This window comes from Bacillus haikouensis, assembly GCF_013179555.1.
GTDB classification, from domain to species: domain Bacteria; phylum Bacillota; class Bacilli; order Bacillales; family Bacillaceae_B; genus Rossellomorea; species Rossellomorea haikouensis_A.
On sequence record NZ_JABMCR010000150.1, the window covers coordinates 1 to 10,654 of the forward strand.

Here is a 10,654-nt window from a genome sequence, read left to right on the forward strand (position 1 = left end):
GATGAAATGATCCGGTGAAGACTTCACTACAAACGTCAGCACACCTTCAATGGTGTGAAGGTAGAGGAATATGTAGCGTGCGGAAAGATGCTTTTTAGTTACATCCATTACCTGATGCAGCGAAAAGCTTCGTTTTGGCGTCACGATTTTATCGCGATACAAATATAGAAATTCTTCCGTTTCCACCGTAAACTGCTGGTTGTCTTCTATCAACCGTTCTTTCTTCATATAAGCTTGAGAACAAATCAATTCCATCCCGCACCCTCCATCAAACTGCCTGGACCTTACAATCTTCCTTGATTCTCTTGGAAAATAACTCTTGCAGCTTCGTCGTTAATGATCCCGGAACCCCTTGTCCGATCGTCACATCATCAACCTTCACGACAGGCATTACTTCAGACGTCGTACTCGCTATAAAGATTTCTTCTGCGGAAAGCAGTTCATCCACAGTGAATGTCTTTTCAACAAACGGTACTCCATTCTTGTCGGCTAATTCTTTAATGACCCTTCTCGTAATCCCGTTTAGGATAAGATTCGTAGCAGGATGTGTAAAGATCGTACCGTCTTTTACGATAAATGCATTAGAAGAGGATCCTTCTGTCACGGTCTCACCACGATGCTGGATCGCTTCGAAATGCCCTCTCGAAGCCGCCTCTTCTTTTGCCAGAAGGTTTCCCAGGAGATTCAGACTCTTGATATCACAGCGGAGCCATCTGATATCCTCAACAAGCATGGCTGTCACGCCTTCCTGCATTTGCTTCAACGGTCTTTTCATTTCTTTGGTATATGCTATCACACTGCCAGATACGTCCCCCGCGGGGAAATGGTGCTGCCTCGGGGAAATCCCTCTTGAAACCTGCATATAAACGCTTCCTTCTTGCACCTCATTGACTTCAATCAATTTGAATACAATTGAAGAAAGCTCCTTAAATTCAAAAGGTATCTTAAGCTTCATTTTCTCTGCACTTTGATACAGGCGCTCCATATGTTCGTCCATCGTGAACACTTCGCCGTTGTACACACGGATGACTTCATAGATACCGTCCCCGAATTGATAGCCGCGGTCTTCGATATCCACTTTCGCATCCTTTCTTTTTACAAATTCCCCATTGAGAAAAACCGTTTCAACAGTCATATTCTTCTCTCCTCCCGATCCTTAGGATTTGCATGCTAATTCATAAATGGCTTGAGCATAAATCGCCGTAGCCTTGAGGAGATCCTCAATATACATATATTCATCTTTCTGGTGGGCAATATCCTCTCTCCCCGGGAATAACGGACCAAATGCAACGCCCGCTTCAAGGCTCCTTGCATATGTTCCTCCGCCGATCGAGATGAGCTCAGCCTTTTCCCCGGTCTGCTCTTCATACACTTTTCTCAGAGTCTGCACAAGCTCATCATCTGCTGAAACATGATGCGGCTTGCTGTCTGTGAACTTCTCGACTGTGAAGCTTTCAATGCCGTGAAGAATCTCTTTCGCACGTTCCATATCGTAATGGATTCCGTAACGCATATTCAGCCCCAGGCTGCCACCTTCCTCATGTGAGTATCGCAGCTTACCGACATTGATGGTCAAATCCCCAGTGATCTCATCCCGGTGGCTCACCCCAAGCTTAACACCTCTTGAATCCTTAAAGAAGTTTTCTTTTGTAAAAGCAAAGAAGGCTTCAGCATGAGATTCAAGCGGCAGTTCAGTAAGAAATGCTGCAAGGAAAAGTCCTGCATTCTTCCCGTTATCCGGCTCCATACCGTGCGCGGATACACCTTCCAATTCAAAAACCACATCACCATTTTCAATATAGTATTTACCTTTGATCTCCTCTTTTTTCGAGAAAATTTCAAACTGCTGCACCCATTTCGTGTGATCTTCATTCAGATGGACGACAGCCTTTGCATAGTCTGGCACCATGTTATAGCGGCGGCCTGATTCGAATGACAGCACTTTGTTGCCTGATCCGTTATCTTCCCTGCCCGTTTTTTGAACGAGATCAAAGTCTGCAATCCCTTTTTCCGCATAGATAATCGGGAAATCGGCATCAGGGGCAAAACCCATCGAAGGCATTTCTTCTTTCTTGAAATAGTGATCGACACATCTCCAATCACTCTCTTCATCAGTCCCGATGATCATACGGACGCGCTTTGCAAAATCAGGCTTAAGTTCCTTTACAATTTTCATTGCATAATAGGCAGCCATCGTCGGCCCTTTGTCATCGATCGCCCCTCGCGCATAAATCTTTCCATCTCTGATCTCTGCTCCGAATGGATCGACGCTCCAGCCATCGCCTTCAGGAACGACATCGACGTGGCAAAGAATGCCGAGCAGATCCTTTCCTTCACCGAACTCAAGGTGACCTGCTAGATTGCCGACATTCTTAGGGATGAAACCGTCTTTCTCCCCAAGCATCAATAAGAAATCAAGCGCTTCCTTCACCCCTGTCCCAAGCGGTGCATCCTCTGTCGCATTCTCTTCATCCAAGACACTTTTAATTTGTAAAAAGCTCTGTAAATCTTTCAATAAATCATCTTTTCGTTTCTCTACTTCTTGTGTCCAGTTCATTCTTAACACCTGCTCATTATGTATTTAAACTATTCACCTCCCATTTTATACTGTTTTAGGAGGAAATCCAAACAGGGAGAAATACCTAAACAAAAAAGTTTGCTTGTTAATTTTTCAGAATTATTCATCTTTTAACAGTGAACCTCATAAGATGGGGATAACAACGGTACTCATCATTAATTGTTTGTAAATTTAGATAATTTTTATAGAATTTTTATAGAATTAGGGGTACAATATGATTGTCAGACATCTTATGAGTACACTCTAAAAGGAAAAGGGGTTGTCTAAAGCGCATAGTACATAGGTAGCACTTTGAGGTGCACAAATGACGATGTAGTCTTTGACTTTGGAAAACTGATGAGGGAGTGGTTCTTTGAAACCTTCAACCAATCGTATGCTAACAAGAATTAAGGCTGTATACATGTACATTAAACAGAAAGGTACTGTAACAACTCAAGATCTCGTTGACGAATTTGGCATTACTCCTCGCACCATTCAAAGAGATCTCAACGTGTTAGCGTATAACGACTTGGTACAAAGCCCAAGTCGAGGCCAATGGACAACAACTCAGAAGAAAGTAAAGATGTCTTCATAGAGAAAAAGAATAATAAGAAAAGCCCAGCCCCTGAAGCGTATATCACTTGAGGGGCTGGGCTTTTTCATATTCAGGGTCAAATCAGGGACGAAACTCCTTCAGCATCTCTACTTCCTCATCGGTCAGCTCACGATATTCTCCAAGCTCCAGGTCCTCATCCAGCTTCAACGGCCCCATTGACAAACGCTTTAAGTAAACAACACGTTTCCCTACGCTTTCAAACATTCGCTTTACCTGATGGAACTTGCCTTCGGTGATTGTCAATTCAATATCCGAAGTGGGACCTGATTTTAATATCACAAGTTCTCCCGGCTTTGTATGATAACCGTCCTCAAGCGTCACACCTTCTTTGAAGGCTTCTATATCCCGATCGGTGACTTCCCCTTCGATAACGGCGAAATAGGTTTTCGGCACATGCCGTTTTGGAGAAAGAAGCTGATGGGATAGTTGCCCGTCATTCGTGATGAGGAGCAGGCCTTCTGTATCTTTATCCAGTCTCCCCACCGGAAAGGGATTGAAAATCTGGTCATCCATCTGCAAAATATCAATGACGGTTTCTTCATTGGCATCCTCTGTGGCAGAGATCAATCCCGGCGGCTTGTTCATCAGTAAGTAGATGAATTCGCGGTATTCGACTTTTTCGCCGTACAGCATGACAGTATCGTTATCCGCATCAACGTGAACTTTTCCATCTTTGATGACCTCACCATTCACCTGGAGACCTCCATCCTTCAACAGTTTTTTTACTTCTTTTCGGCTTCCATAGCCCATATTGGCAAGCAATTTATCGATTCTCATATTGACACTCCTACTCTATTTTTAATACGTACGTGCGTTGGAACATTCGTATTCCACCTAGACAAAAGCCCATTCATTATCTTATTTTACACATAGGCTATTAACGATAAGCATAAAACCCAATTTAATCGAGGTGACAAGTATGCATCCTTTTCGACAACAAGGAACCGGCGGTATTTTAATACCAATCCCGCTGCCGGGCGGCGGTCAGCAGTTCCCAGGTTATCCAGGATATCCCGGAGGCGGCGGCGGAGGAAACTTCAATGAGCGACTCGATCGTTTAGAAAGACAATATCAAAGACTTGACCGCAAAGTCGACCGCCTTGAACGGCAAGTTGAAAGACTGGAACGACAGCTGGGATATTACAATCAATAATAGACGGCAATTAAAAAAGGGGATGAATTTCATCCCCTTTTTTAATTTATCCTATCCGCAGACGGCTTCTGATCCTGCTGATCCGGTCGCCAAACAGTTTATCTGCAAGCTTGCTTCTCAGGCTCAAGTAGAAATAGACAAGAGCCCCTGCTCCTCCGCAGATGACAACCAGGATGATTGCCTGAAAACCGGATGCCGGATTGAGGAATTGTTCTAGAATGCCATACAAAATCAGCACAACTACAGCCATGGCCGCGTTTATGATACCGATAGCCACCGTTCTCCTGATAATGAGCTCGAATTTATACCTTGCATATTTTTTGATTACATATAAATTGATCGCAATCGCAGCTGCGTACCCGATCGTTGTCGCGATAACAGCTCCCTGTGTTTCAAACAGTTTGATCAGTGGAATATTGAGCACGAGTTTGATGAGCAGTCCGACCAGCAGACTGAATATCGTAAACTTCTGTTCGTCAATCCCTTGAAGGATGGATGCCGTTACTGCATATACGGCAAACAATATCGCAACCGGGGCATAAATTCTTAAAATGTCCGACCCTAACTCGTCACTGTGGTAAAACAATGTATAAGTAGGTTCTGCCAGTAGAGCAATACCAATCGAGGCTGGCACCGTCAAGAACAATAGTATCTGGAAGGCTTGATCGATGTTCCTGCGCATTGTTTTCCGATCACCACTTGAATATGATGTTGTGATTAGCGGAATAAGTGTCATGGAAAAGGCAGTGGCCAATGACACCGGAATAATCACGAGCTTATGAGTGTAGAAGTTTAACACTCCCAAGGCATAATCTGAAATTTTAGCATTTCCAATAGAAGCCATCGCTTTATTGAAAGTGATTAAATCAACCATTTGGAACAACGGATTAGCAAGACCTACAAAAATGAAAGGAATTGAATATGCTACAATCTCTTTGTACATCTTCGGAAGAGAAACTTCTGCTTCTCCCCTGTCCTCCTCAAGAAGGACGTCCAAGGACGGCTTTCGCTTGAACCAATACCAGACGAGGACGGCCAGACTTGCTAATCCTCCAACGAACGCAGCAAACGTCGCAACACTAATCGCTGTCGTAACCGTGCCGTCCATAATATGCAGTACCACATAAATCCCGCCAAGTAGAAATACGATTCGGACAATCTGTTCGATGACCTGTGATACAGCAGTCGGCCCCATCGATTGATGCCCCTGAAAGAAACCGCGTATCAAACTCATGAATGGGATGATGATCAAGGCGAAGCTGACCGCCCGGATGACCGTGGTTATCTGTGCAACCGATATGGCCTGTTCATCACTCTCAATTGTCATCTCAGCAAAAAACGGGGCAAATATATACATGACTAAGAATGAAAGTATCCCCGTGAGCGTCATCAATAGCAAGCCTGACTTAAACAGCCTCCGTCCGACCGCATATTCCCCGATTGCATTATATTTCGATACAAATTTCGAAACAGCCAGTGGAACCCCGGCTGTGGCCACTGTTAAGAAAATCGTATAAGGCACATAACCATATTGATACAGCGACGCCCCTTCTTCGTGACCCTTCAACAACTCATCAAACGGTATAACATAAAAAAGACCCAGAAATTTAGAAATAAAGGTCCCTAACGTTAAGATAAACGTTCCTTTTATTAATTTAGATGACATAGTATCCCTCTCTAGAAAAGCATGTTCCTATTTTTAGAAGCATGCGTAAGTACATCTCGTAATTTTACACACTATCAGTAGTTTACTACTGTATGTATCGAATGACAATTTTTTTCGGACACAGTATGTGAACTACCCTGAGGCGTGAATCCGTTAACATGTTTTTATTGACTCCTAAAAATCCAACCCCTGGACTGCAGTAGATCCCGGTGCTGATAATTATCTGAAACTTTTTAAGTGGGTTTGTTTTTGATAATATTAACTGTTGAGAAGTTAAACTATAAAGTTGGTGAAAAGATGTCAGCATATGACGTGATTATTATAGGCGGGGGACCTTCCGGGTTGATGGCGAGCATTGCAGCCGGCGAAAACGGTGCAAAGGTCCTCCTTGTAGATAAAGGGACGAAACTCGGAAAAAAACTTGCGATCTCAGGAGGCGGACGCTGTAATGTGACCAACCGCCTGCCGATTGATGAAATCATCAAGCATATCCCCGGAAACGGCCGTTTCCTGTACAGTGCATTTTCCGAATTCAATAATGAAGATATCATCTCATTCTTTGAAAATCTTGGGATTCAATTAAAGGAAGAAGATCACGGACGGATGTTCCCGGTATCGAACAGGGCGCTTGATGTCGTGGAAGCCCTTTTAAACAGGATGAAAGAATTGCAGATTGAGACAAAAACGAATACTGCTGTTGAAGAAGTGATCTACGAAGATGGAGAAACGAAAGGCATCCGGCTGATGAACGGTAATGTAATCCCGGCAAAAGCCGTCGTCATCGCAGTCGGTGGAAAATCAGTTCCACACACGGGATCAACTGGTGACGGATACCCCTGGGCAAGAAATGCCGGTCACACGATCACCGACCTGTTTCCGACAGAGGTTCCATTGACCTCGGATGAACCGTTCATCAAACAAAAAGAATTACAAGGTTTATCGCTCCGTGATATTGAACTGAGTGTGTTGAATCCCAAAGGAAAGAAACTGATCACCCATAAAATGGATATGATCTTCACCCATTTAGGCATTTCAGGTCCTGCTGTCCTCCGCTGCAGTCAATATGTAGTCAAAGCAATGAAGAAGTGGAACCTGAACCATGTCACAATGGTCATCGACTCCATTCCGGAAACAAACGAAGAGCAGTTGTTCCAATCCTTATTCAAACAAGTGAAAGAGGAAGGGAAGAAAGCAGCGAAGAATATCTGCAAAGGCCTGGTGCCAGAAAGATATTTGTTATTTTTACTTGATAAAGCCGAAATTGACGCGGATGAAAAAGGCGATCATATTTCCTCTGAGAAAATACGCCATTTCACAAAGTTGTTAAAGCAATTCACCTTCACAGTGAACGGCACCCTTTCAATCGAAAAAGCCTTCGTTACGGGAGGGGGCGTTTCAGTTAAGGAAATCGAACCGAAAACGATGGCTTCCAAGAAAATGCACGGGCTGTTTTTCTGCGGTGAGGTACTCGACATCCACGGGTATACTGGCGGATATAATATCACAAGTGCACTGGTGACCGGCCGTCTTGCCGGTTTGAATGCCGCTAAGGTTTAGGCAAAAAAAGAAAGGTTGATCGTCTCAATTCACCAGACGCATCAACCTTTTACTTTCGATAAATCACCATGGCAGAGAAGCAATAAATCTGTTCTTCCATCTCTTCTGACAATGCAGCGATATGATATTTGATATCGACGATCTTTTTCTCATCCACCTTACTCAGAAAATGATTCATATCCTTCTCCAAATCCTTCTCATGCTCATAATCGAACACTTTCACCTGGATCATTACGCTCCCACCTTATCACTAAATTATCATCAGTATTGTCAGATTTTTTAATTTTCAAACAATTGTCCCAAAAAAAAGAGCACATCCAAGCTAAGGAATGTGCTGGATTGAACCATTATTTCTTTGGAGCCGTTTCCCCTGCCCAGTTCATCATGCCGCCTTCCATGTTTACCACTTTGTAGCCCTGCTCCTGCAGATAGTGAGCAACATTTCCACTGCGATTCCCCGAACGGCAGATAAAGATATACTCTTTATCTTTATCAAATGCATCAAGCGACTCCGGGATATCCCCCATCTTGATATGACGTGCTCCCGGGATCATGCCCTCGGCTACTTCTTCATCCTCCCGCACGTCAACCAATAAAAGTTCTTCACCGTTTTCAAGTTTTGTGTTCAATTCATCTGTACTGATCGTTCTGATCTCATTCATAGTTCTTCACCCTTTCGTGGTAATCAATGTTGATTATATCAAAGGAACACCCATTCACAAAAACATTAAACTCGCGGGGGTATTTAGTGTGAAATCCAAACAAATCTGGAGCCGGATTAATCAGCCGGGTATCTGAAATACTGTACCTGGTACAAACAGCGCGAATTGTACCTGGTACAAACAGTCCGAATTGTACCTGGTACAAACAGCGCGAATTGTACCTGGTACAAACAGCGCGAATTGTACCTGGTACAAAAAGCCCCATTTGTGCCTGGCTCAAAACAGACCATTTGTGCCTGGCTCAAAACAGACCATTTGTGCCTGGCACCCACCCTCCTGCGGCCTAACGAATAAGCAACACCCATTCCCGGCTTCAGATTCGAAACCATCTATAAAAAAAGAACGGACCTCAGAAAGGTCCGTTCCCTGCAAATAGATTAATTCGCTACGATATTCACGAGTTTGCCAGGTACTGCAATCACTTTACGAATGGTTTTCCCTTCGATTTGACTCTTGATATCTTCGTTTTCCATAGCGGTTTTTTCAAGATCATCTTTGTTCATATCGCGGGGGATCATGACTTTCGCCTTCACTTTCCCGTTTACTTGAAGAACGATTTCCACTTCGTTGTCGACAAGTTTTGACTCATCAAACGACGGCCACCCGACATACGTAATGGAATCTTCATGACCAAGTTTTTCCCAAAGCTCTTCTGTCATATGAGGGGCGATTGGTGCAAGGAGCTGAACGAATCCTTCCACGTATGCTTTCGGAAGAGTTTCTGCTTTATAAGCTTCATTGATGAAGACCATAAGCTGGGATATGCCTGTATTGAAGCGAAGACCTTCATAGTCTTCTGTCACTTTTTTGACTGTCTGGTTATAAATCTTTTCCAGATTGCTGTTTGGAGTATCCGTTACTTTGTCTGAAATGGTTCCGTCTTCATCAACCAGAAGGCGCCATACACGGTCCAGGAAGCGCCGCGCCCCGTCAAGTCCGTTCGTGCTCCAGGCAACGGATGCTTCAAGCGGCCCCATGAACATCTCATACATGCGAAGCGTATCCGCTCCGTGCGACTCTACGATTTCATCCGGGTTAACTACATTTCCTTTTGATTTACTCATCTTTTCATTATTTTCCCCTAGAATCATTCCTTGGTTGAAAAGCTTTTGGAATGGTTCTTTCGTTGGGACGACCCCGATGTCATAAAGGAATTTATGCCAGAACCGGGCGTACAGCAGGTGAAGTACCGCATGCTCTGCTCCACCGATATACATTTCGACCGGAAGCCAGTCATCCATCTTCTTCGCATCGGCAAGTGCTTCCTCGTTATGAGGATCAATGTAGCGAAGGTAATACCAGCAGCTTCCCGCCCATTGCGGCATCGTATTTGTTTCACGGCGTCCTTTCTTACCTGTTTCAGGGTCTTCGACGTTTACCCAGTCGCTGATGTTGGCAAGTGGAGATTCACCTGTACCGGAAGGTTTGATTTCCGTTGTTTTTGGAAGAACAAGAGGAAGATCGCTTTCAGGAACCCCTGATGTTGTACCGTCTTCCCAATGAATGACCGGAATCGGCTCACCCCAGTAGCGCTGACGGCTGAACAGCCAGTCGCGAAGGCGGTATGTGACTTTCTTCGTACCGATTTCTTTTTCTTCAAGCCAAGCAATTGATTTTGTGATTGCCTCTTCTTTACCAAGTCCGTTCAAGAAATCAGAGTTAACGTGCTCCCCGTCACCCGTATATGCCTCTTTTTCAACGTCTCCGCCGGCAACCACTTCAACGATTGGAAGGTCGAATTGTTTAGCAAACTCATAGTCTCTTTCGTCATGGGCGGGAACGGCCATGATGGCTCCTGATCCGTAGCTTACAAGAACATAATCAGCAATCCAGATCGGCATTTTGCTGCCGTTTGCCGGGTTGATAGCGTAAGCCCCTGTGAATACACCTGTTTTTTCTTTTGCAAGATCGGTTCGTTCAAGGTCACTTTTTGTCTTCACTTTTTCAAGGTACGCTTCTACTTTTTCTTTCTGTTCCTCTGTTGTAATTTTTTCAACAAGGTGATGTTCCGGAGCAAGAACAGCATAGGTTGCACCGAAGATTGTGTCAGGACGAGTCGTGAAAACATCGAATGACGCATCATGGCCATCAATGTTGAAGACTACTTCTGCTCCTTCAGAGCGGCCGATCCAGTTGCGCTGCATATCCTTGATGCTCTCCGGCCAATCCACATCTTCCAAATCATCTAGAAGACGATCGGCATATGCCGTAATCTTCAGAATCCACTGCTTCATCGGGCGGCGCTCAACCGGGTGGCCCCCGCGTTCGCTTTTCCCGTCGATGACTTCTTCATTTGCAAGCACCGTCCCAAGTGCCGGACACCAGTTCACCGCTACTTCATCAACGTAAGCCAAGCCTTTTTCATAAAGCTTGAGGAATATCC

11 protein-coding genes are annotated in these 10,654 nt (G+C 44.4%); 3 read left to right on the top strand and 8 right to left on the bottom strand.

The features are described from left to right. From HP456_RS14415 to pepV, 3 genes are all read right to left on the bottom strand, one after another. Positions 1–255: hypothetical protein (locus tag HP456_RS14415; protein WP_172252277.1), on the bottom strand; the 255-nt coding region annotated here is incomplete at its 3' end. A 13-nt stretch (positions 256–268) separates the two neighbouring features. Further along, positions 269–1,135: a D-amino-acid transaminase gene (gene dat / locus HP456_RS14420; RefSeq protein ID WP_172252279.1), complete on the bottom strand. Its 867-nt coding sequence runs from the start codon at positions 1,133–1,135 to the stop codon at positions 269–271. 21 nt (positions 1,136–1,156) lie between these two features. Next, positions 1,157–2,557: a dipeptidase PepV gene (gene pepV / locus HP456_RS14425; protein WP_216663291.1), complete on the bottom strand. Its 1,401-nt coding sequence runs from the start codon at positions 2,555–2,557 to the stop codon at positions 1,157–1,159. Between the two features lie 373 nt (positions 2,558–2,930). Here pepV and HP456_RS14430 point away from each other — a divergent pair, with 373 nt between their 5' ends. Then, the gene (locus HP456_RS14430; RefSeq protein ID WP_172252283.1) at positions 2,931–3,152 is read left to right on the top strand and encodes a DeoR family transcriptional regulator; all 222 of its coding nucleotides are present in this window, start codon (positions 2,931–2,933) and stop codon (positions 3,150–3,152) included. A gap of 81 nt (positions 3,153–3,233) precedes the next feature. Here the strand turns inward: HP456_RS14430 and HP456_RS14435 are convergent, their stop codons facing one another. Beyond that, positions 3,234–3,950 carry a pseudouridine synthase gene (locus HP456_RS14435; protein WP_172252285.1) on the bottom strand — a complete coding sequence of 239 codons (717 nt, stop codon included), beginning with the start codon at positions 3,948–3,950 and terminating at the stop codon, positions 3,234–3,236. A 142-nt stretch (positions 3,951–4,092) separates the two neighbouring features. Here HP456_RS14435 and HP456_RS14440 point away from each other — a divergent pair, with 142 nt between their 5' ends. Further along, a complete protein-coding gene (locus HP456_RS14440; RefSeq protein WP_246289070.1) occupies positions 4,093–4,326 on the top strand; it encodes a hypothetical protein in 234 nt (77 codons plus the stop codon). Between the two features lie 46 nt (positions 4,327–4,372). Here the strand turns inward: HP456_RS14440 and HP456_RS14445 are convergent, their stop codons facing one another. Continuing rightward, positions 4,373–5,992: a putative polysaccharide biosynthesis protein gene (locus tag HP456_RS14445; protein ID WP_172252287.1), complete on the bottom strand. Its 1,620-nt coding sequence runs from the start codon at positions 5,990–5,992 to the stop codon at positions 4,373–4,375. 297 nt (positions 5,993–6,289) lie between these two features. On the opposite strand from HP456_RS14445, the gene HP456_RS14450 reads away from it, so the two are divergent. After that, entirely contained in the window at positions 6,290–7,549 is a 1,260-nt protein-coding gene (locus HP456_RS14450) for a BaiN/RdsA family NAD(P)/FAD-dependent oxidoreductase (protein WP_172252297.1), read from the top strand. A 49-nt stretch (positions 7,550–7,598) separates the two neighbouring features. On the opposite strand, the gene HP456_RS14455 is transcribed toward HP456_RS14450, so the two are convergent. From HP456_RS14455 to leuS, 3 genes are all read right to left on the bottom strand, one after another. Further along, positions 7,599–7,781: a sporulation protein Cse60 gene (locus HP456_RS14455; RefSeq protein ID WP_172252289.1), complete on the bottom strand. Its 183-nt coding sequence runs from the start codon at positions 7,779–7,781 to the stop codon at positions 7,599–7,601. Between the two features lie 115 nt (positions 7,782–7,896). Beyond that, the gene (locus HP456_RS14460) at positions 7,897–8,211 is read right to left on the bottom strand and encodes a rhodanese-like domain-containing protein (protein ID WP_172252291.1); all 315 of its coding nucleotides are present in this window, start codon (positions 8,209–8,211) and stop codon (positions 7,897–7,899) included. A gap of 437 nt (positions 8,212–8,648) precedes the next feature. Then, the coding region (leuS, locus tag HP456_RS14465) for a leucine--tRNA ligase (RefSeq protein ID WP_246289074.1) at positions 8,649–10,654 on the bottom strand (2,006 nt) is incomplete at its 5' end.

Bases quoted from the DNA above. Each gene is read 5' to 3' on its own strand.
- HP456_RS14455 (WP_172252289.1), bottom strand. From the start codon at position 7,781: ATGATCCAGGTGAAAGTGTTCGATTATGAGCATGAGAAGGATTTGGAG.
- HP456_RS14435 (WP_172252285.1), bottom strand. From the start codon at position 3,950: ATGAGAATCGATAAATTGCTTGCCAATATGGGCTATGGAAGCCGAAAA.
- HP456_RS14445 (WP_172252287.1), bottom strand. From the start codon at position 5,992: ATGTCATCTAAATTAATAAAAGGAACGTTTATCTTAACGTTAGGGACC.
- HP456_RS14450 (WP_172252297.1), top strand. From the start codon at position 6,290: ATGTCAGCATATGACGTGATTATTATAGGCGGGGGACCTTCCGGGTTG.
- HP456_RS14460 (WP_172252291.1), bottom strand. From the start codon at position 8,211: ATGAATGAGATCAGAACGATCAGTACAGATGAATTGAACACAAAACTT.
- dat (WP_172252279.1), bottom strand. From the start codon at position 1,135: ATGACTGTTGAAACGGTTTTTCTCAATGGGGAATTTGTAAAAAGAAAG.
- pepV (WP_216663291.1), bottom strand. From the start codon at position 2,557: ATGAACTGGACACAAGAAGTAGAGAAACGAAAAGATGATTTATTGAAA.
- HP456_RS14440 (WP_246289070.1), top strand. From the start codon at position 4,093: ATGCATCCTTTTCGACAACAAGGAACCGGCGGTATTTTAATACCAATC.